General features: G+C 62.8%; 13 protein-coding genes and 3 pseudogenes. 3 read left to right on the top strand and 13 right to left on the bottom strand.

Going from position 1 to position 21,469, the window contains the following annotated elements; all coding sequences use genetic code 11:
* Positions 1-331: 331 nt before the first annotated feature.
* From BG90_RS16615 to BG90_RS16555, 9 genes are all read right to left on the bottom strand, one after another.
* Complete coding sequence (locus BG90_RS16615; protein WP_010115238.1) at positions 332-3,580, bottom strand: ATP-binding protein; 3,249 nt, start codon at positions 3,578-3,580, stop codon at positions 332-334.
* A complete protein-coding gene (locus BG90_RS16610; protein ID WP_010115236.1) occupies positions 3,580-4,245 on the bottom strand; it encodes a response regulator in 666 nt (221 codons plus the stop codon). The genes BG90_RS16615 and BG90_RS16610 overlap by 1 nt, the downstream gene beginning before the upstream one ends.
* A 237-nt stretch (positions 4,246-4,482) precedes the next feature.
* Positions 4,483-4,896: a hypothetical protein gene (locus tag BG90_RS16605; protein ID WP_010115234.1), complete on the bottom strand. Its 414-nt coding sequence runs from the start codon at positions 4,894-4,896 to the stop codon at positions 4,483-4,485.
* Positions 4,897-6,170: 1,274 nt separating this feature from the next.
* Positions 6,171-7,334: a DUF2827 family protein gene (locus tag BG90_RS16595; protein WP_232288876.1), complete on the bottom strand. Its 1,164-nt coding sequence runs from the start codon at positions 7,332-7,334 to the stop codon at positions 6,171-6,173.
* Positions 7,335-7,572: 238 nt separating this feature from the next.
* The gene (bpaC, locus tag BG90_RS33045) at positions 7,573-10,515 is read right to left on the bottom strand and encodes a trimeric autotransporter adhesin BpaC (RefSeq protein WP_082094613.1); all 2,943 of its coding nucleotides are present in this window, start codon (positions 10,513-10,515) and stop codon (positions 7,573-7,575) included.
* 1,146 nt (positions 10,516-11,661) lie between these two features.
* On the bottom strand, positions 11,662-12,633 hold the full coding sequence (locus tag BG90_RS35215) for a fimbrial protein (protein ID WP_025990510.1): 972 nt from the start codon (positions 12,631-12,633) through the stop codon (positions 11,662-11,664).
* Positions 12,624-15,125 (bottom strand): fimbria/pilus outer membrane usher protein, encoded by a 2,502-nt coding sequence (locus BG90_RS16565; RefSeq protein ID WP_010121947.1) that lies wholly within the window; start codon positions 15,123-15,125, stop codon positions 12,624-12,626. Before BG90_RS16565 ends, BG90_RS35215 begins: the two co-directional genes overlap by 10 nt.
* Before the next feature lie 57 nt (positions 15,126-15,182).
* Positions 15,183-15,953, bottom strand: a complete 771-nt coding sequence (locus tag BG90_RS16560; protein ID WP_025990509.1) for a fimbrial biogenesis chaperone — start codon at positions 15,951-15,953, stop codon at positions 15,183-15,185.
* 98 nt (positions 15,954-16,051) lie between these two features.
* The gene (locus BG90_RS16555) at positions 16,052-16,582 is read right to left on the bottom strand and encodes a fimbrial protein (RefSeq protein ID WP_025990508.1); all 531 of its coding nucleotides are present in this window, start codon (positions 16,580-16,582) and stop codon (positions 16,052-16,054) included.
* A 670-nt stretch (positions 16,583-17,252) separates the two neighbouring features.
* Between BG90_RS16555 and BG90_RS33020 the strand changes: the two are divergent.
* Positions 17,253-17,811, top strand: a pseudogene (locus BG90_RS33020) (transposase); the annotation flags it as partial.
* A gap of 28 nt (positions 17,812-17,839) precedes the next feature.
* A pseudogene (locus BG90_RS16545) lies at positions 17,840-18,154 on the top strand (transposase); the annotation flags it as partial.
* A gap of 409 nt (positions 18,155-18,563) precedes the next feature.
* Here BG90_RS16545 and BG90_RS16540 read toward each other — a convergent pair.
* The 4 genes from BG90_RS16540 to BG90_RS16530 all read right to left on the bottom strand — a co-directional run bounded on the left by BG90_RS16540 (position 18,564) and on the right by BG90_RS16530 (position 20,933).
* Positions 18,564-19,034, bottom strand: coding sequence for an RES family NAD+ phosphorylase (locus tag BG90_RS16540; RefSeq protein WP_025990507.1), 471 nt, complete (start codon positions 19,032-19,034; stop codon positions 18,564-18,566).
* Positions 19,031-19,486, bottom strand: a complete 456-nt coding sequence (gene parS / locus BG90_RS16535) for a type II RES/Xre toxin-antitoxin system antitoxin (RefSeq protein ID WP_010111507.1) — start codon at positions 19,484-19,486, stop codon at positions 19,031-19,033. The genes BG90_RS16540 and parS overlap by 4 nt, the downstream gene beginning before the upstream one ends.
* 323 nt (positions 19,487-19,809) lie before the next feature.
* Entirely contained in the window at positions 19,810-20,109 is a 300-nt protein-coding gene (locus BG90_RS38055) for a hypothetical protein (RefSeq protein WP_414629724.1), read from the bottom strand.
* A 203-nt stretch (positions 20,110-20,312) separates the two neighbouring features.
* Positions 20,313-20,933: a hypothetical protein gene (locus BG90_RS16530; RefSeq protein ID WP_025990506.1), complete on the bottom strand. Its 621-nt coding sequence runs from the start codon at positions 20,931-20,933 to the stop codon at positions 20,313-20,315.
* 364 nt (positions 20,934-21,297) lie between these two features.
* Between BG90_RS16530 and BG90_RS37375 the strand changes: the two are divergent.
* Positions 21,298-21,450: pseudogene (locus BG90_RS37375) on the top strand (DDE-type integrase/transposase/recombinase); the annotation flags it as partial.
* Between the last annotated feature and the right edge of the window lie 19 nt (positions 21,451-21,469).

The following is a 21,469-nucleotide window of genomic DNA, read 5'->3' as shown; positions in this document are numbered from 1 at the left end:
TCCAACGAAAGTCCGTTTTCGTGCTCCCGGGCAAAGAATGCACCCCTACGACGCGTGATGCCCGCTTCCATATCGCTCTCCCAAAGACGCTGCCGTCGCAGCATCGTTCGTCTCGGCTTGGCGACCGCCGGAAGACGGCCTCGCCGCACGACGCCGACGCTCGCCGGTCCAATCGCCCCGCCAATCGTCAGGAAACGTTAAATCAAGTCGCGGGTGGGGAGAATCACAAATCTTCGAATCCGAGTCGGAGCGCGCGACGCCGCGCGGAATCCCGCGCCGCGTCATCCCGGACGGGCAGCGACCCGATCCGGCATACCTGCGCCTGCGACGATCACGCGCTCGTCAGCGCCGCGACCATCCGCTCGAGCGCGTCCCGAATGGCCAGCGCCTGCAGTTCAATCTCGCGACTCCATTCGCCGGATTCGCGCGCGTAGGTCCGAAGCTCCTGACATTGCTCATGCAGCGCGGAAGGCCCGAGGACCGCGATGCCGCCCGATACGCCGTGCAGCCATCGCCTCAGTTTCGGCAGCGCGCGTTCGCGCAGGATCGCGTCGAATTCCGCAATTTCCCCGCCGGCTTGCGCGGCGAACGCACGCGCGTAGGCGGCCGGCACGTCGGGAAGCTCCGGCAGTTCGTCCTGCGCGTCTTCTTCGGCGCGCGCGCCCGCCGGCGCGCTGTAACATGCGCGAACGACCGTCTCGAGCCGCTCGAGCGAAACCGGCTTCGCGAGATAGTCCGTAAAGCCGCGCGCCCGGCCTTCCGCCACATCTTCCGGCCGCGCGCTCGCGCTCACCGCGTACACCGGCATCGTCATGCCGAGCCGCCTCATTTCGGCGAGCAACTGGAAACCGTCCATCATCGGCATGTCGATGTCGGTCATCACGACGTCCACGGGCTCCTTCGACAGCAACGCGAGCGCCTCCTCGCCGTTCTTCGCCTCGATGACCCGCACACCCAGCGTCGTCAGCTGATCGAGCAGCAGGCTGCGGTTGAGCAGATTGTCCTCGGCGATCAACACCGTCATTCCCGCCTCGGCCCCTGGCGGCTCGCGCCCCGCGTCGACGAGCGCCGTGCGGCCGGCCCCGAGCATGTGCGTCGCGGATTTCAGCCCCGCGAGGCTATACATGCTGATTTCCACTCCGCCGTCGTCGCGTCGTCTCGGCACGAGCGGGCCGGTCTGTCCGACCCACGCGATCGAGTCCGGCCTTTTCCACCACGGCAGCACCTCGGCCGGCGCGAATTCATCCGTGACCATCAGGAAGTCGTGCGCGTGCGCGTCGATCGGATCGGCCGGACGCGAGAAAGCCGTCACGGCCGTGACGGCCGGGTCGAACAGGTTGGTCAGCCACTCGAGATTTTCCTGCGCGCGGCCGAGCACGGCGACGCGCCGATAGGGAAGCGTCCAGTATGCATCGCTCGGATCGGCCTCCGACACGCCGAGCGGCAATGCCACTGCGATCCGGGTTCCCACGCCGACGGTGCTTTCCAGATCGATGCGCCCTTTCATCAGCTCGCACAGACGCGCGCAGATCGATAATCCGAGGCCGGTGCCGCGCGCCTGCCTCAGCCGGTTGCTGTCCCCCTGCGTAAAGGGCAGGAAGAGGCGGTGCTTCAGGTCGTCGGGGATGCCGATGCCGGAATCCGTCACGCTGATTTCGAGCGCGCCGGCATGCCAGCCAGCGCGCAGCACGATCTTGCCGGACGGAGTGAACTTCAGCGCGTTGCTCAGCAGATTGTTCACGATCTGCGAGACCCGGATCGGATCGAAGTAGAGTCGCGCGGGCAGGCTGCGATCGAACACTATGTAGAACTTCAATCCCTGCTGTGTCGCGAGCGGCGCGTGCGAGAGCGCGAGCCGGTCGAGCAGATCGGCGATGTTCGACCACTCCTCCATGAGGCTCAGCTCGCCGACGTCGATCTTCGAGAAGTCGAGGACGTCGTTGACGATCTGCATCAATCCGCGCGCCGACGTCTCCATCGCCTTCACGCGCGCCTGCTGCTCGGGCGCGAGCGGCCCGCGCGCGATCAGCTCGATGTTGCCCACGAGCGACGACAGCGGCGTGCGGATTTCATGACTCATCGATGCGAAGAACGCCACCTTCGCCTTGGCCGCCGCGTCGCTCGTCAGCTTCGCCTCGCGCAGCAGGATCTCCGCCTGGTGGTGCGCCGTCATGTCCGTGATCGCGCAAAAGAACACCTCCTGCGTGTTCAGCGTCGCGGGCGCGTACGTGATTTCGATGTGGACCGCGGCATGCCCTGCGCGCGACAGCGTGAACGGGAACTGGAAAATGCGCGCGTCGTCCGACTGGGTGTCCTGCGCGGCCAGCGACGATTCGAACGCGCTCTGCAATTCCTGCGGCAGGTGCCGGTCCGACAGCCGCAAGCCGAGCATCGTGCGCGCGATCGGGTTGGCGACGACGATCTCCAGTGTCGTCCGCCGCACGATGCACAACCCGACCGGCGTCGCATGAACCAGCAGATGGTTAAGCATTTCGCTTTCGAGCGCGCGCGACGCTTCCTCGTAGATGCGCGTCAAGAACCGGTAATTCCAGTACCGGAACGCGACGAACAGCAACACGATCAGCAGGAGCGTCGCGCCGCCGACGAGGCTCAGCTCGTACCGCATCGACCGCAACTGCAGATCGAGCGGAAGCAGATACGTCATGTGCCCGAAACCGGAGAACGGCGCGGGACGGCGAAGGGCCCATCCGAAGCCGGGAATCCAGTGATACAGGCCATCCTGTTTTCCGGCGAGCCGCTCGTCGACCTTCCGGACCGTTTCCGCGTCGTCCGCGTTCACGAGCGGCACGCCCTCCGAATCCACGACGACCGGCTGCTGCACGCGGCCCGCGCGTTCGATCGGCGAAACGAGGCTGTGAAGATCCACGCTCGTCAAGACGAGCGCGTAGAGCCGGTCGTCCTTGAACACGACGGACACGCCGATCATATGCAGCTCTTCGCCGCGCCCGCCGCTGCCGACCACGAACCAGAGGATCCGCTTCTTGCGCGCGGCCTCCAGCGGGTCCAGGCCGCGCTTGCTGTAGCGCTCGAGCACGGCCGACACGAGTTCGGACGGCGTGCTGGAGCGCAGCGCGCTCAGGTCGCCCGTCGGAAACAGATATCCATAGCCGACTGCACCGTCAACCGTCACCATTTCGACGCTCGGCGTCTGCCCCGAGTTGGCCAGCAACTGCACCGTGTAATCGCAGCTCTCGCGCAGGATCGCATCGTCGCGGATGTTATGGGCCATCGGCGTGCATGCGTTCGGCGCTGGCGCGTTCAGCGCCGAAGGCGCGCCGTTCATCCGAAGTTGCAGCACGAGACTCGCCGTCGTCAACATCATGCGGCGCTGCAGGAACACGTCGACTACTTCCTTCTCGTGGATGCGCGCGGATTGCTCCTCCTGCCGGAAAGCGGTCTGAAACAATCCGGTGACGGTCATGGCCGCGATGCTGAGGGCCGCCGAGACGAGCAGCATGATGACGATCGTGAAGACCCGCCGCTCGCGCTTCAGATTCGATTCGAGAGAATAAAACTTCCTCAGCGGCGACCCGTCGAGCTTTTGCAGAAGTCCTTGCATCAGAGCAGTCCTTGCTCGCGGGCGCAGTTGATGAGATCGACGTTGGTGTCCACGTGAAGCTTGCGCATTGCCGAGCGCTTCTGCGTCGACACGGTCCCCAGCGAGCGATTCAGCGTCCGGGCGATGTCCGTGAGCGACATGCCGCCCGTAAACAGCCGCACGACCTCCAGCTCCTTCGGCGTCAACGCATTGAATGCCGCTTCGCCGGGCCTGATGCTGCCGACGGCGGCAAGCCGGTGGGCCATGCCGGGCGACAACGATTGGCCGACGCCGCGCGCCACGCTCAGGCACACGCGCCCGAGCTCGGCGATCTCTTCTTCCTTGCCGACGAGCCCCGCCACGCCCATGCGGCACAGCTGGCTGATCACGCCGCTATTGGTCAGCATCGTGAACACGATGATCGGCGTGCGCTCGTACGCCCTCATCAGATGCGAGATCAAGCGCAAGCCGTCCTTGTCGTCATTCGCCTGATGCATCGTGAAATCGGTCACGACGAGATTGGCCTCCTGTTCCCGCATCGCGGACAGCAGCGCGTCTCCCGACGAAACCGACGCCACGACGTGAAAACCCGCCAGCGAATTGACGTAGTCCGTCACCGCACGGAGGACGATCGGATGATCGTCAGCCACGACGACTCTTCTTGTATGCAGGGCAACGTTGGACATGGCGGCTCCGAAAAAAAAAGCGGAAAGCGCATCCGTGCCGCGCGAATGATGTCCGGCGCGCGCTCATGCGCATTCCATGCAAAACGATAACGATTGCCTGTGTTCCTGCATATGCTTTGCGAGCACGATTCGCTCGAATGCAACGGCGCCGGCGCTTGTTCGGTTCGCCTCGCTATGCCGCGAATCGACTTCGAATCACAAGCGCATCCATTGCATATTCATATTTTCAATATGCTTTCATTTTTCATACGATGGCACTTCGCATGCATGCGCTTGCTCCGCTTGCCTGGGCAATCGTTCGGTTTCCTCTGCTCCATGCATAAACGGGCAATTCGTGTTGTAACAGCTTACCCGAAACGCACCGACCTGCCCTGATCTAAACATGCAATGAACCGTCTTCACGCCGTCGAATCCCACCGGAAACGGTAAATCGGTATCGTCCGGCTGATTCGCGTAGCACAAGGCCGTCCTCGCATCGCGCTCGCGCCGCCGCCGGCGCGATATCCGCATCATCACGAAGACGAAAAACCCGATGCCGATCAACATGGCTTCAATGAGCAGAGCGAAAGCCGCGATCAGCCATCCGGTCAAAATATCGACGTACCAGAGCGAAATCAGGAGTGCGCAGAATGCGACGAAAACGATCGGCATCAGAAAGAGAATCCATTGAGAAATCCGATCGCACGCGTCCTCGGATCGCGCACGCGAACGAGCCGCCCATCCAATCGACGTCGTGTGTTCCATCAAATCAATCTCCCATCGCCCCCGCCGCGAAAGCCGCGCGACGCAATTGCCCAATACGCTCCCAATCCAGAGAGAAAAAGTGCCCGCTCGCCGAATCGAGCGAGAATCGACGTGATTTGAAATTTCACGCATTTCCACACCGGCCTTTCACGAAGATAGACGCGCGGCCGGGCGGCGAGAATAATAGAGTTCCGAAAAAACGCCGCGAGTGGAAATCGACGAGCGCCGGCCGGACGCTTCCGCGCGAACGCGGCCGGCGAGCGCATCACGAGAAAACGCGCGTCCGGGATCGCGCCCGATGGCGGCATCTCGTTCGGAATCCGAACGCAGTACGATTCACGATCGACTGTTCGAGCGCGTGTGCGGTGAAATGGCATTCGCCGCCGAACGATCGCGCCACCGTTGACATCTTGTTGGCGCCCGACGTCCGCATCCGGACCGGCACGCCGCTATTTTCTTGCTCGGATGCGTCGCCCAGGCTTCGCGGGGCGGCCTGACTGCGGCCGATATCCATTTATATGCGAACCCGCGTCGGACGAACATCAAAGAAGTTAGAATTCCATCCGGTCGATTCGGGCATCGACCGGTCGACACGCCTACGGCACGACGTGCGAATGCGATCCATGTGTTGCGTCGATGCCGACCCGCTGGCGTGTCATGGGCATTGCGCACGCACGCTCGATTGCACCGAACCGGCCGGCGAGCGCCACGCGTGCAGGCGCGACAGCGCACGTTCCGCTCCGCTCGCTCGTTCCGGAAAATTTGCATATCGAAACGACTGCATTTGGCCACGCGCGCGCATTGCACTGGCGATCCGGCGCGAGGCTGCGTACGAAGCGACACGGGTTCGACGATAGCGTTCGCGATGAACGATCGAGTCGCGCGCTCATCTCGATCGCGACGTCGGGATTCGCGAGCGCGTCCGTGATGTCCGGCGGCGTCATGCCGAAACGCCGAAATCGGCGGGAACGCGCTCCGCGCGCTCGATACGCGTGTCCGGACCGCAACCGCGACAGCAAGACAGGTTTCGGCGACGACCGGCGAGCGCGAGCGCAGCGTCGCCATGAAAATGCAGTTCCGGCAAACACCATGCTGTCTGAGCGACCGCCCGCGCTGAAGCGCCGTGCATCGCACGCCGTTCCGCGATTTCCGAGACGCAAGCGAATGCGGCACGACCTGGTTCAACCGCGCTTCGACGCTCCGGAACGCGCACACGAATGTCCCAGTCTCTCGGCATACGCGGCGAGATTGTCCCGGCGGAACGGATCGACCGCGGCGAAGACCGCGCGAGAGCGGCATTCGTATTCGTCGGCGCATCGCGCATGGTGCGCGATTGCTCGGCCGACGAGTCGCGCGCCTTCCTCGATGTCGGCATCCGGATAGTAATAACCGCCCTGCTTCATCCGCTGCGTGTTGTGAATCAGCGGATAGCCGCCGTACAGCAGCTCGAGCGATGTGTAGTTGGGCGCGCTGCGCCGTTCGTGTGCGACTGCGATGTCGGCGAACCGCGGCATGAAGCTCACGACGCCATGCGAGCCGTGAAACGATGCGGCGCCGTCCCTGACGATGTCGAGCGAAGCGGCGAGGCGGCGCATCGTCACACGATTCGTCAGGTATTGGGCGTTCAACACGTGCATATGCCGTATCGCCGAGCGATCGCGCCGATAGACGGCGTCGCAGATCAGCATCGGAATGATGCCGCTCCTGAGCACCGACGCACTCGGCTCGAATATCGCGACGCGCGCCGCCGCTCCGCGACCGGCCGCGGGCGCATCCGCCGCGCGCCCGTATCGCAGGCCGTCACGTCGCAGCTCTTCCGCACGCCGACTCACGAATTCGCAATGCCAGACGAACGGCACGTCGAATACATCGCACCGATGCTTGGTTCGTAGCATCGGTGCAAACGCGCTGTCCCAGCCGCCGTCCGGCATCCAGATCTCGTCGAACCGGACGCCCCAGCGATTATCGCCGCCCCGACCGAAGATCAGCGGTTCCGTGAGTCGCACATCAGGTTGGTCCGCCTGATACAGCACGAGCTTCTTGCCGCGCGCCCGCATCGATTCGAGCCAGGAACGTTCGAACACGCCCGCTAGCTCGACGACGATGTCCACCATATCGCACGCTTCGCGCGCCGGCACGATCCGAAGCGCTCCGGCAACGGACGTTTCGAGCGACGTCGCCTCGGCATGCGCCGCGACGTCGATCAGCACGATGAGGGATACGAAGGGAATGCGCAGACAGACCGCCGCAAGAAAGACCGCGTTCTGATACGCGCTGTTCCGCCAGATATCCGGCGCGCGCGAATCAATCGAGATACCCACGCGCAACTGCTGCATTTCAAGCATGCGTCCATTCCTTCACTAGTCCACGGCCTCTTGCCCGTGCGCACGATCGCGCATGCCGCGCCGTCCCGAAAGGCTCGTTCCGCGCGAGCCCGGTTGAGCGTACGGCGGGCTTCGCTCGACGCGGGAAACAAGAAACGACGAACGTCGTAAAAAAAGCCGTCGCATGCACGCATGCGACGGCCCGGAAAACGGCCCGCGAACCGAGCGGCACGCGCCGGCTCGCGGGATCACCGCGCGGTTACCACTGATACGACATGCCTGCGCCCCACACGTAGTTGCTGCCGCTGTAGCTCACGCCCGTCTTCACCTTGAGGTTCTGGGTGATACGTGCGGTCGCGCCGAGCGCGGACGCCTGGTAGCCCTTGAAATTGGCCGTTCCGATGCCCACGGCCAGCGTCTTGCCCGGATCCACGTCCGGAATCATCGTCAACGCGGTCGCGGCCGCGATACCGGAGTACGCGTCGCGTGCAAGCGTATCGATCTGGCCTTGCATGCCGTTCATCTGATTCTGGATGCCCGACACGGCGCCGTTCAACTGGCCGACGTTGACGGCGTCGGTTTCATTGACGCCGGCGGCGACGTTGGTGATCCTGCGCTCGCTGCCTGCGGAACCAACCGACACCGTGTTGGCCTCCGACGCAACAGAACCGGTGCCAAGCGCGACCGAGTTCGATCCCGTGGCCGTCGCGCCCTGACCGATGGCGACACTGCCCGTGCCCGTCGCGTTCGAGCCCGTACCGTACGCCGAACTGTTCGCGCCGGACGCGATCGAACCGGCGCCCGTTGCGACGCTGTCGGTGCCCGACGCGACCGCGTTTGCGCCCAGCGCCGTGCTCGAATCGCCGGTAGCGGACGCGTTCGCGCCGGCGGCCGTGCTCGTCGTGCCCGAAGCGACCGTGTTGACGCCGAGGGCCGTGCTGCCGTCGCCGGCTGCCGCCGCGTTCTCACCGAACGCCGAGCTGCCGCTGCCGGATGCAGTCGAGTTCGCGCCGTTCGCCGTGCTGTTGTCGCCCGACGCGATTGCATTCGCACCGCCGGCCGTGCTGCTCGCGCCCGATGCGGATGCGTTGTTGCCCGTCGCCGTCGCACCCGCGCCCGTGGCTGCGGCGTTTTCGCCCGTTGCCGTCGCACCCGCGCCGGATGCGTTCGAGTTCGCGCCGTTCGCCGTGCTGTTGTTGCCCGATGCGGTCGAATCCGTGCCCGTCGCCGTGCTGTTTTCACCGGTCGCCGATGCGTTCGTGCCGCTCGCCGTGCTGTTATCGCCCGACGCAGTCGCGTTCGTGCCATTGGCCGTGCTGTTGCTGCCCGATGCGGCCGAGTCCGTGCCCGTCGCCGTGCTGTTCTCTCCGGCCGCCGATGCGTTCGTGCCGCTCGCCGTGCTGTTATCGCCCGACGCAGTCGCGTTCGTGCCATTGGCCGTGCTGTTGCTGCCCGATGCGGTCGAATCCGTGCCCGTCGCCGTGCTGTTTTCACCGGTCGCCGATGCGTTCGTGCCGCTCGCCGTGCTGTTATCGCCCGACGCAGTCGCGTTCGTGCCATTGGCCGTGCTGTTGCTGCCCGATGCGGTCGAATCCGTGCCCGTCGCCGTGCTGTTCTCACCGGTCGCCGACGCGTTCGTGCCGCTCGCCGTGCTGTTCTCACCCGACGCGGTCGCGTTCGTGCCATTGGCCGTGCTGTTGCTGCCCGATGCGGCCGAGTCCGTGCCCGTCGCCGTGCTGTTCTCACCGGTCGCCGACGCGTTCGTGCCGCTCGCCGTGCTGTTGTCGCCCGACGCGGTCGCGTTTGTCCCATTGGCCGTGCTATTGCTACCCGATGCGGCCGAGTCCGTGCCCGTCGCCGTGCTGTTCTCACCGGTCGCCGACGCGTTCGTGCCGCTCGCCGTGCTGTTCTCACCCGACGCGGTCGCGTTCGTCCCGTTGGCCGTGCTGTTCGTGCCTGACGCGGTCGCGTTGTCGCCGCTCGCCGTGCTGTTGTCGCCCGACGCGGTTCCCGTATTTGCCGAGGCGCTGCCTTGAAGATCCGACACCGAGGTACTGAGCGACGACACTTGCGACGTCAGCAGATCGTACTGCTGCGAGAATTCTTGCTGGAGCGTGTAAAGCTGCGAACCGTTCACTGCATCCGTGCTGGTCGCGGCAATCTTCCCTGCGGCCACGTTCGTCAGCAGGACAGGCGTCGTGACGCCCACGCCGCCGAGGGTGATCGTGGACTTCGACGAATCGTCGTATGACACGACGTTGTCCATCGACGTCTGCAGGCCGGCCAGATTCGCGTTGACCGCGCTGAGGCTCGTCGACAGCGACGTCACGTTGTCCGCGGTGCCGAGCAGCGACGTGGACAACGACGCAATGCCGCTATCCGCAGTGGCGAGCCCCGTCGACGCGCTCGTCGACAGCGACGTCAACTGGCCGACATTGACTGCGTCCGTATCGTTGACGCCAGCGGCGACGCCCGTCAGCGTGCGCGCGCCCTGGCCACCCGCGAAATCCACCGTCAGGCCCGGCGAATTGGCGCCGACGCTGATCGCGCCGGTCGAGGCATCTTGCGTCACGACGCCCACGCCAAGCGAAAGCATGCTCGTCGAAAGCGAAGCGATGCTGGTTGCCGTCGAAGTCGACAGCGAGGTGATGCTGGTTGCCGTCGAAGTCGACAGCGAGGTCAACTGAGACATGTTGACTGCATCGGTCGAATTGACGCCGGCCGCGAGGCCACTGAGCAATACGCCGCCGGTCGCATTCGACATCGTCAACACGTTGCCGTTTATGCCGCCCGTCCGGAAATAAATGCTGCCCGCACTGCCGTCGAGAACGATCTGCGTGTCGTCCGCGGTCAGCCCGACCCAATCCGTCTTGCTGTCCGTAACCATGCCCTGCGCCCAACCGGCCGAATTACAACCATTAGCGAACCAGCCGCCAGTACCTGACGTATTGTTGCTACTACCGTTGTACGTCAAGCACAGACCGGCGTTATTCGCCGCCATTGCCTCGCCGGCAAATGGCCCGACCACGCCCATCGCAATCAGCGATGCCGCGCCCAGAAGCGACAGCTTGAGCACCTTCTTCAATCCGCCAGCGGATTCCACGACGCTCGACGCGCGGCCACCGCGCGCCACTGCGTGCTCCGACGCCGCAACCCACGTATGCGTCTCTTCGCACCAGATCGATTTGAAAATCTTGTTCATAAGTTACCCCTCACGATATTAATTTCGGACTGCTATATGAATAAAAGAACCAGAGAACGCCGATTTGGGCATGCGACTTGTCGCTTGAATACGCGGCGAATATGAAATCAATCGAAGCTGTGGATTGAACCCCGAGCGCTCGCACTATCGGGATACGTCCGCTCCGAACCACCGATTCTGATCATCAAGATACAGAGGAGCGTCTTCCGGATACATCTCAATACTTCGAAATGAACTGCCGTTCGGCTAAATGCGCAGAGCGCAAGCATTCTCGTGCGACGTGTCGCCGCATCGGACATCCATTTGCATAGCGAAATATTGCTTCGGCATGCGACCCTCGATAAGCGAAGATCATTCTTCCGGCATCTCTGGCTGCATCGCGACGCACGGAACCATGCAGTTGCGCCTCCCTCGCGCCGCATTTCGCATCGGCGACGCCGGAGGATTCCCACGCGCGCCAATCGACGAACGGCCGCACAAGCGGCGCGAGCAAACGTGCAGAAGAGAGAGAACCGGTGAGACGACAATCCGGCTGAAGGCTCGCGCCTCGAGCGCCCGATGCGGCGCAATCGGTTTCGCGAGTGGCGGCGGCATGGCGACGCCACGGAAAACGCGCCGCCCGTTAAACCTGGCGAAAACGCCCGATGCACGACGCCGCCCGACGAATTCCCATTCGCGGCGAAGCATCGTGCAAGACAGCGCAAGCCTCTGCGTTCCCTGTGATTCCCGCTCCAGAACGATTTCGACACGCCGCATTCGATGCCGCCGGGTTCCATTTACCGAAGCCGTTCATGACGAAGCGATCCGCCTGCCATTCATGCTCGCGCAAATGGCCGATGACGGTGTGTGCGCGGCGAGCTGAAAGCGCATCGTTGAAGGCGTCCGAAACGACGCGATGGCATATCGACGTTTTCGACGGACGAGCGATCGGTCAACGCGCAAGCATGCGATGGGCGCGCATCGATCGGTTGAAGACCTATGCGCGCCGACGTTCGTTCAGGCCGGCACGCTCCTGTTGCGCCCGTAAGATTAACGGCGGTCGATCTATTCGGATATCGAAGTTCTAAGAATATGGCGGCGCGACGACGGACGGGCGTGGCGCGCGAATGAGCGTGCGAGAGGATTCATCCGCTACGCCGGCATGAGTCACTTGTAGCTGATGGCGAACGTCGCGATGCCGTTCGCCGCGCCCGGAGTCACGACACTGCCGGTCTGATAATAGCGTGCCGTCATCGGAATCGTCAGCGTCGCGCCCGCGGTCGCGCTGCCCGCGTCGAGGACGGTGCCGAAAGTCACAGGCGAACCGTTCATCAGCAACTGAATGCCGACTCCGGACGCGGGAGACGCCCCCTGCGTGATCGCGAGCACGCCCGGTGCGCCGGAACTGTCCGCCGTCGCGGAAAACGTCAGCGCGACATCGTACGTGCCGGCCGGCTGCGTGCATGTCATGCCGATACTGAAATTCTGATCCGCGAAAGTGGAGCCGATGCCACTGAAGCGATCGACGCGCACGTCGCCGAGCGGCACGGTCATGCTGCGCGACCCCGTATCGATGTCGCAGGTATAGGAAACGAACGAAATGTTGGTCAGCCCGCGGATGTAGTGCGAGCCTTTGTTGTAGTTCGTATTGCTATCGAGATAGAACGCGGGGATGTCCGCCGCGCTGACGGCGCCTTGCGCCGGCGTCACGCCCGTCTTCCTCAGTTCCAGGTCGACGGAGCCGCTCGCATAACCGGCCTTTCCGCCGAGGTCGACAACCATCGGATCCTTGATTTGCTGGGCGGTGTTGCCGCCCTGCCCTCCGTAAGTCAACCAGAACGTCAGCCCGTATTGCTGGAGCGTCGAGCTCAAGTCGGCGCGCCAAACATAAATGTTGCTGGTGTCGAACCACCCCAACGTGCAATAGGTGCTGAAGGCGATCCCTTTCCGACTCCACAACACCGTTCCCACCGGCGCATCGGCCGCCACCGCGATGGCCGGAAGCGTGACAAGCGTCTTGTCGCCTTCGCAAGTGGCCGCCCGCGCGCCAACCGGCAGCGCGGCAGCGACAAGCCACAGGCCGCATGCCGCCGTATATATGGCCAGGCGTCGCGCGCGCCGTTCGCGTTTCAATCGCATGTCGCCTCCACGGCCGAGTACGCGCCAATCGCCGCTTTTCCGGGCAGCGCGTAATTCACCCGGCATCGATTCTGTCGCGCAGCCCCCCAGCGTACGACGAAATGCCCGTCGGCGGCGGGCAAGCCCGCCACGAACGTCTCGCCATCCATCCCGACGACGCCGAGCACCTGTCCCTCGTCGTTCTCGGCCGTCGCGCCCTGCGGCGGAGACGAGCCGTCCAAGCGCGTCAACGTGAACAGCGCGCGAAGCCCGACGACGGAATCGAAGTGCGTTTGAACGACCGCCGCGCGGGTCGGCACGACTTCGCTCACCGGATTCCGGATCTCCACGTCCTGCGGCATCCGGCGCTGATCGACGACGATGCGGTTGATCCGGTATGGATTCAGACGCGGAATCACCGCTTCGCCCGCCCGATCCGTGCTCACGCCCGGGTGCATTTCGAAGCGAACGCCCCGCACGTTCGGCACGTCCACCACCGCCACGGTATCGCCGAGCGGCTGCGTGAACAACAATCCGGCTCCGTGCCACAGCATGCCGCCGGCGGCCGTGAACGCGGCCTGCGTGTACCCGCGGCCGCTGCCGATCGACGCGTCGTAGCGGCCGAACGGCGCGAGGTAACTGGTCGACACCGAGCCGCTCACGTCCGAGTGGCTGGAATGCGCGACGCCCACACTGTAGTTCAAGCGCTGATCGCTGTTGCTGCCGCCGATCGTCATCTGCTGATTGACATGGTTCTCATTGTTCCGGCTGACGAAGTACGAGACATTCGAGCTGCCGCCCGCCGTCGCACGCATGCGCGCGCCGCCGAAAAGCACTTCCAGCGGCATCGACAGCGACAACGAGACATTCCAACTCGACGGCACACCGCTTCCTTTGCTGTAGGCCGCATAGAGTCCGTAGCTCGCGCGCCCCCAATTCCCGCTGTGCCCGAGTTGATACACGGTGCTGCGCGCCGCGCTGCCCCAGTAGGTCTGCACGACCACGGTCGCGTACATCGAGCCGAAGCGGCCGAGACGCTGGTTCACCGTGCCCTCGAGACGCTGGCGTTTTGCGCCCAGCGCGGCGGGCTCGCTGCCGTCGCGCAATTGCACCGCATCGGCGAAGCTTCGATAGCCGGCGGTGGAGTAGCGGTATGCGAGCAACCGGAAATCGGTGCCCCAACTGCCCACGGCCTTCGCATAAAGCACGCGAAAGGCATGCCCCGATACCGTGTTGCTGTCGGCCAGATCAACCGCGCTGCGCGCGTGCGTCACATCAAGCGATACCGCGCCGATGTTGCCCAGGTTCTTGCCGATTCCGACGAGCACCGATTGATACATGCCGGCCCCGATGAAACCGCCATACAACGAGAATTCGCCCGCCAGCCCGCGTGCGACCGTCGCCATCGCAAAGCTCGGATGCGAGCTTGAGATGCCGTCGCGATATTGGCCCGCCGTGACGTTATATCGCCACGAACCGTCGCGCATCAACATCGGCACGGCGGAATACGGTTGCGTGAATGTCGTGACGTGCCCGTCGGCCTCGGTAATCGTCACCTCCAGATTGCCCGACGACGACGTCGGATAAAGATCGTCGATCGTGAACGGCCCGGGAGGCACGTAGGCGCTATAGATGACGAAACCATTCTGCTTGATCGTCACCTGCGCATTGGTCTGCGCGACGCCGTGCACGGTAGGCGCGTAGCCCTGCAGACTGTCGGGCAGCATGGTCTCGTCGGTATTGAGCTGCACGCCGAGAAACTGAAAACCGTCAAAAATGTTCGCGGGCGTGGTGCCTTCCCCGGCCGTCAGGCGGCTGTTCCAACCGGCGATGTCGCGCTGGACGAACGTATTGACGATCTGAAAACGATTCCTGCCGTCGAGCCCGCGCAGAAACGACGACGTGTGCGACAGCCGCCAGGCGCCCAGGTTGATGCCGCCGCGCAACCCCGCGTACAACGTCGTGCGCGAATTGGCGGACGCGAAATTGCCGCCCGCGTACTGGGCGGCGCTCAGTTGATAGTCGAGCAGCGCGGCGTCGATACCCTGATCCCAGCGCGCCGGGTCCACCGCACCGCGCGCGCGCCGCTTCAACGCGGCCTGGGGCACCGTTACGTTCAACCGCAGTTGATGGCTGTCGAACTCGGTTTGGGCGTGGGGAACGCTGTCGGCGATGTCGACGCATGCGTTTTCGCCGGCTTGCGCAAGCTTCGCAAACGCGGCGATGTCGACACCCCATTCGTCGAACATCCGGGCGGTCAGGCAGGGGGTCGCGTCCTCCCGCCCTTCGCGTGCGCCTTCGGACACGAACGTGATGTCACGCCGATCGATCGCCTCGCCGTTGACGAAGACCGACACCGGATAGACGCCGGGCAGCACACGGTTCGATGTCGCGTACACGGAAAGATCGGCGCCGCCCTGGCCGCCGCCCAACTCGAGAAAGGCGGGATCGAACTCCAGCGTCTGTTGGCCGCGAGCGGTCGCCGAAAGCGCCGTCAGCGCGGCGGCCAGCATGGTCACTCGTATGCGCGAAAGGCCGACATCGGCGACACGATGCCGAATCATCGCGCCCTACTGCGGCGCAGCCCCGGTCGAACCGGCCGGTTGGGCCGTCACTTCCGTCGCCGGCGTGACGGCGCCGTAATCGTTGATGGTGGTATAGCTGAATTTGACGGGGCCGACCTGCGAAACTGCCTTCGGCGGAATGGGAACGATCAGTTCGCCTTTCGGATTCACCATGTCGGCGTTGATGCTCGCGTTCTGCGCGGCCTGAATCTCGATCGTCGAAAAGGTCACGTGGTACGCGCTCGGGTTGCTGACCTTCAGCGCCACGCCTTGCCCGATCGGGTTCGGCACGACGGACCATTTGAGCCGCGACGGCGCGTCGGCCGCACTGCCGGCGAGGCCTGTCGGCCGGTAAAAGAGCTTGATGCGCGTGAGGACGGCAATCTTGAGCGTGTTGATGTCCGCCTTGTGCCTCTCGGTGGGCGGAATCTCCTTGACGTTGATCCAATAAACGGATTCGACGTCCTGCGGCAACCCGGCGCCCCGCTTCACGTAGCGCACGCTGACGCGCTGCTCCTTGCCGCCGTCCAGCCGAAAAAGCGGCGGCGTCACCGTAAACGGCATGCGGCGGGTGTTGCCGTTTCCGTCGTCGACGAAAATCTGGATCACGTACGGCGTCTCGCCCTTGTTGCGCACGGCAACCGATGCATCGCGCACATCGACTTTCGCATCGAAGACCACCCGCGTACCGCCTACCTGGATACCTGCGTGGGCTGCGGCGCCGCACAGGGCGAGGACGGCGGTAAAAGCGGCATGACAAACGGTAGGCAGGCGCATGTTTCGTTTCTCCCAGGGAAAGCCGCGGCTCGGGGCCGCGTCAAAGAATCCGGTTTTGCATCCTCACTTGCCCGCATGCGGGAACGATTCGGCGCCCGCTACTTGTACGTCAGCGCGAATACCGCCGTGGCATTGGCCACGCCGCCCGTCACGGTCGCGGACGTCGCGATATAGCGCGCCGCAAAATTGAAAGTGTTGTCGCCCTCGGCAATCGTGTATGCCTTGCTGCTCGAGCCGATACTGATCGGCGTGCCGGAGTCGTCGACGAGCTGCAACGCAACCCCTCCCGCCCCGCCCGCGGTCGTCTGGAGCGCCGCGGGATTGGCGCTGTCAGTCGTGCCCGTGAAGAGCACCGTCGCGCCGGTCGTCGATGCGCCGCAATTCTTGAGGACGATCTTGAATGCCGTCGTGCCGGTGGTCGATCCCACTCCGCTGAAGTCGTTCGCGAAAACCTTGGCCATCGTCACGATACTGCTCGTGGCGGCCGTGTCGATTTCGCACGGCACGTCGGTGATGCTGCCGGTGAAATTGATGGTGCCGGTCGTCGCGGTCTGCGGATAAACCGCGCCGCCTGAGAGCATCGACAGCAGAACGGCCGTCAGGCCGTATTGCATTCCTTTTGCTTTCATCTCGACTCCGTCCGCAATGGATAGGCGAAAGCATTCTAAATCCCGCCATTCATCGTGTCACCATTTGCAACAAATAAAATTCTTCGACAAAAACCGCTTTGACGCGGTGCGATTTCGGATAGCTTTTTTAGCGAATCGAAATTCATCCACTATTTGGAATATTCATTTCAATTTCGTTTCTTTGCGCTTACAAGATCGATGCGGACGCACCGGTATGGCGCATTTGATTGACCGTTCGAAGAAATGTACGCAACGGAACGCCGCATTCGAATGAACGCGTCAGCTCGTCGCCGGCTTGGGGATCGAGGTGCGCGCGACCTACCCGATGAGTGCGGTGCCCCCGCCCAAAAAAGAGCATCCTGCCAATCGACGACGCAGCGAAGATTCAACCGTGCATGCGCGACGTCTCCGGAACGAATGCATTGCCGTCCATCGAACTCAATTGTTCATATTATTTGCGAATTGTGTCATCCAAAACTGCCGCATGCCTCTATGCGACGTCCCGTAATAACGGATCGCATTTCCAGTGAAAATGATTGGCCATGCAACGAAAATTCCTGTGCCGCGCCGGCTTTTTCCGCCAATCAAATCGTCAAGGACATTCATGTTTTCAGGATATTGCGAATAATCTTTTCCGGGATGCCCAGGAATCCGAATCAGCAGACGGCACAAGGTGTTCAACGAGCTCAAGACGCGCGGCTGCCAGGACATCCTGATCGCCGTCGTCGACGGCCTGAAGGGACTGACTGAGGCCATCAGCACTGCCTACCCTCGCACGATCGTGCAGACCTGCATCGTGCATCTGATCCGCAACAGCCTGGAATATGCCGGCTGGAAGGACCGCAAGGCGATTGCGCAGGCGCCGCGGCCGCCAGCAAGGCAGGCGCTGCAAGACTTCTCTGAAGGTTCCTGTGGTGCAGTACCCGACGATCGTGCAATCGTGGCAACGCGCGTGGGAGCATGACATTCCGTTCTTCGTGTTTCCGCCGGAGATTCGACGGGTCGTGTACACCAACGCCATCGAGAGCATGCACATGTAGTGGCGCAAAATCGTCAAGGATCGCGGCCGCTTCCCGAGCGACGAAGCCGCCAGCAAACTGCTGTATCCGGCCTTGCGCAATATCGAAAAGGACTGGAAGATGCCACCCATCACTTGGCGGCAGGTGGTCAATCCGTTCGCCATTCTGTTCGGCGAGCGGTTCACCATCGCCATCAGCCGAGATTTTTAACCAACCTCAGCACACAAGATTTCTGACACCTTCGGGGCGCACACTGCTCGAAAGTCCGGGACCACCGAACCGACCACGGCACCTCCTGATGGACAAGGCATACGAAGGCAACGAAACCTGGCAACTCGCACTCGACCTCGGCTTCATCCCGGTTGTTCCTCCGTTGCATACACGCGTTGAGCCTTGGGAATACGACCGCGAAATGTACAAGCGTCGAAACGAAGTCGAACGGCTGTTCCGACGCCTGAAGGGCTTTCGGCGCATCTTCTCGCGCTTTGACAAACTCGATTTGATGTTCATCGCCTTTATCAACTTCGCCTTGATCGTCGAAGCTCTTCGATAGTGTGAACGCGCCAAAGGGACAAACACGGATCGCCGAGCGACGCGGTCGGGCTGCACGTCGTGCAATCGTTGTGTCGTGGTGATGTATATGCCGGGCGAAACGTCGTGCGTGATGCATGCGCGCGAACAATGCGGCGCTCAATCGTGAGCCGGCTCGCTGAGCAACGTGGCGGCGATCGTTCCAACGATCGCTCAACAAGCGCCTTGATCCTTGACGCCCGTCGCCACGCTCAACGGCTCGCCGATCACATGGAAGTGGCCGCCCGCGATGCGGTGAACGCTTCCGCGCGCCGGGCGGCGGGTTGCGCGTGATCTGCTTGAGGCATCCTGAACCAAACCTCCTGCATCGATTCCTGAAGAATGGCCGCAAGAGGCGGCGACCTAATGATGCGAGCCGAACACCGGGGGAGCTAGCCTCCCGCGAGCAGCCTCAAGATGCGGCTATCATGCGGCGCTTGCACGACCTCGACAATCCGCACGTCAGCCGCGTCCGAATGAACGGGATTGAGCAGGTAGTTGTGCGCGAAGGGCACGATTGCGCTCGGCACGCGCAGCAGTGCACTCGGTTGCGTTCCCAGCCATTCCGTGCCCGCGCCGCGTGTCCAGCTCGGATTCACCCGCCAATCGGTCGGCGCGTCATCCTCGGCAATCTCCGCCACTGTCATCGCGTCGGAAACGTCGACCCGCAACAGCTGATAGCCGTCCGGTAGTTGGTCAATGCTGCGAATCTCCAGATGCACCAGCGTCTCGAGCAAGGCCAGCGCTGGATGCTCGGCGAGGTAGACAACGGGCTGGCCCGCGTAGTGCCATCGACCCGCGGCGCGCAGCCCGCCGATGCCCTTCAAATCGGCATGGTTACTGATTCGCCACAGCAGCATCAGGCAAAGTACCCTTCGTCGATCTGAATCAACGCCTCTTCGACGAGGCGCGCGCCGTGCTCGGTACTCGCCATGTCGAGTGCCGACTTGCCACCGAAACGCGTCAGACCTTCGCGCAACCACGTCATCGCCTTGTCCGGCGAGCCGAAGGTCGCGGTCGCCTGCGCGAGGATCTTCGCGAGTCGAATCGCCTTGTCCGATTCGTCGGTCGATAAGCGTTCATGATGCTGGCGGCGATGGGTCAGCGTGCGGCGTGGAATGATGAACGCCAATTCGTCGTTCTTCAGTCCCAGCTCCGACAACCGGTCAATCACGCCGACCCCGACCCGCGCGCTGGCGAGCTCGGCCAGATCGGCGCCAGATCGGACGCGGGCCTCCAGCAAGCGTTCGAGCACGCTGAATTCGGCGCGCCGAGGATCGGCGGCGCCGGTCGGCTTGAATGCGATGGTGGTCATCATCCTCTCCATGGCAATTTGCCCGTCTATTATAGGCGTTTTGCCGATTGGCGCACGTGAGAATGTCTCAGCGGCAAGAGCACCGCCGGCCCCAACGTTCTCGCAGGACGATCGGGTGGGGCCGCCAAAGGAATCCGGTCCGATTATCGAGGCGCCGTACTGCCCCCTGCTCGCGCTCGCACACCGGCGTTGTTGGCGCGGCGAACTCCGTCCGGTCGTCGGCGCTGGCTCGATCAGCGTCGCTGCACGCGCCGCGCCGCGTCCTCGCCTCGCTCAAGCGTCGACCTGTGCGACGGACCGGCCGACGCGCGCCGGCCGGCCCTCTAGTTGCGCGCAGTCGTGCGTCCACCAGATCGCGCTCGGCCGTCACGAGCCGCAGTTCGCCACGCAAAGCCCCACGTCCGGCGAGCGCAGCGATCAGGGCCGGATACGCCTCGGCACTCGGCGTGACGGTATCGTTTGGCATGGCCGATGAGACCATGCCAGTACGCCGCGCGTTCAGCCGATCCGCGCGTAATAGCGCCGCGGATGCTTCTGGATCTCACCGCGAGGTCGATGCCGTCGAGCAGCCAATGCGGTTGCTCGACGCTCAACGACACCATTTCGTCACCGTCCGGCCAGATGAACCGGTCGGCTTCGAGCCGCTTGAGGCGTAACCAGCCGTGCTCGAGCGACGTGGCCGCGTACCAGCCCCGTACCGCCCGCGAGCTTTCGCCTTGTCCAGCGACGTGCAGATGCGGAACAAGGGCAATGATGCAGCAGGCTGCAGCACAAAGTCAGGCGACGGCTACGCTTGCGCGAGTGCGCGCAGGTACTTGAGGTTGCGTCAGCCTGGCGAATGTTCGAAATGTCGATCGGTCAGCGCGAGCCGGTTGATTTCATATTTGTAATCGAGGAATGCCCGGAAGCTGCTGAAATGTTCGTCGACGAGCGAGATCGCCTCGGCCCGCTTTTCATTGGATAACGGCTGTTCGAGGAAAACCGACGAATCAATCGGGTGATCCATCTCGCTGTCGATGTGCTCGGCCCCCAGATAACGCAGCCTGTCGCCCGTATCCGCCTCGTAAGCGGCCGCAATCCTGCTGGATGTGGTGAAGAAGATCTTCGAGGTCGCTTCGCCGGCCTCCATCGCGGCCATTCTCAGCAGCGGGCAGTCGCCGCAGCGCCGCGCGCGAGCCATGACCGAATACATGTATTCGCGAACCGGTTCGCCGGTATCGTCCCAGATCAGTTTGATCGCGCTTTCGCAATCGGAGGCCTTGTCATTCGTATCCAGGGTCTTGAGATCGGCCACCATCAATTGCCAATGCGAGCTATCGACGTCGACATGCTCGTTGATTGCCCGTTGCAGCTTGTCCGCCGGCTTCTTGTAATGGTAGTACATCCGGTTGATGTCCCTGAACGTCATCGCAAAATGAATCAGAAGCGGCGCCCATGTCCGCATCAATTCCTTGATTTCCGGAACCGTGACGTTGGCGAGTTGCGGGAAGAACGGATGATCGGCAAGGGTTTCTTTTTTGCGCGGATTCTATCGATAACTTTCTTCATGATGAAAACTCCTATTCATTTTAATTAATCGATCCACTTGTTCAATTGAGGTCCACATCATTCCCAGGCTCAAGCCGCAAACCTCAATGCCCATTCTGTAATTTTCACATGAATTTAAAAGATTCAATGCAAATCAAAGAAACCACAAATAAATATCAATTCGACCCGATCAAATTGATTCACAAGAATTTGAATCTCCATTTCGATATACATAAACTTAAAAAATTGAAATTAATTTTTCGATATTGAAATCGTTCGCATCAGTCAATGGTGTCTGGAAATACCTCTACCGGGCCGACGACAAGGCGGGCAACACCGCCGCTGATTTCCAGCTGCGCGCCCACCGAGACAAGGCGGCCGCCCGTCGGTATTTCGAAAAATCGATCAGCCAGAACGACGCGCCGCGGACCGTGACTGGCGTCTCGTTCTCCATCG

The sequence above is a fragment of the Burkholderia oklahomensis C6786 genome (genome assembly GCF_000959365.1).
Lineage (GTDB): Bacteria > Pseudomonadota > Gammaproteobacteria > Burkholderiales > Burkholderiaceae > Burkholderia > Burkholderia oklahomensis.
This window is presented reverse-complemented; position numbering and strand designations above follow the sequence as displayed.

Coding starts and splice junctions, on each gene's coding strand:
- BG90_RS16615 (WP_010115238.1), bottom strand. CDS start 3,580: ATGCAAGGACTTCTGCAAAAGCTCGACGGGTCGCCGCTGAGGAAGTTT.
- BG90_RS16610 (WP_010115236.1), bottom strand. CDS start 4,245: ATGTCCAACGTTGCCCTGCATACAAGAAGAGTCGTCGTGGCTGACGAT.
- BG90_RS16605 (WP_010115234.1), bottom strand. CDS start 4,896: ATGCCGATCGTTTTCGTCGCATTCTGCGCACTCCTGATTTCGCTCTGG.
- BG90_RS16595 (WP_232288876.1), bottom strand. CDS start 7,334: ATGCTTGAAATGCAGCAGTTGCGCGTGGGTATCTCGATTGATTCGCGC.
- bpaC (WP_082094613.1), bottom strand. CDS start 10,515: ATGAACAAGATTTTCAAATCGATCTGGTGCGAAGAGACGCATACGTGG.
- BG90_RS35215 (WP_025990510.1), bottom strand. CDS start 12,633: ATGCGATTGAAACGCGAACGGCGCGCGCGACGCCTGGCCATATATACG.
- BG90_RS16565 (WP_010121947.1), bottom strand. CDS start 15,125: ATGCTGGCCGCCGCGCTGACGGCGCTTTCGGCGACCGCTCGCGGCCAA.
- BG90_RS16560 (WP_025990509.1), bottom strand. CDS start 15,953: ATGCGCCTGCCTACCGTTTGTCATGCCGCTTTTACCGCCGTCCTCGCC.
- BG90_RS16555 (WP_025990508.1), bottom strand. CDS start 16,582: ATGAAAGCAAAAGGAATGCAATACGGCCTGACGGCCGTTCTGCTGTCG.
- parS (WP_010111507.1), bottom strand. CDS start 19,486: ATGACCACCATCGCATTCAAGCCGACCGGCGCCGCCGATCCTCGGCGC.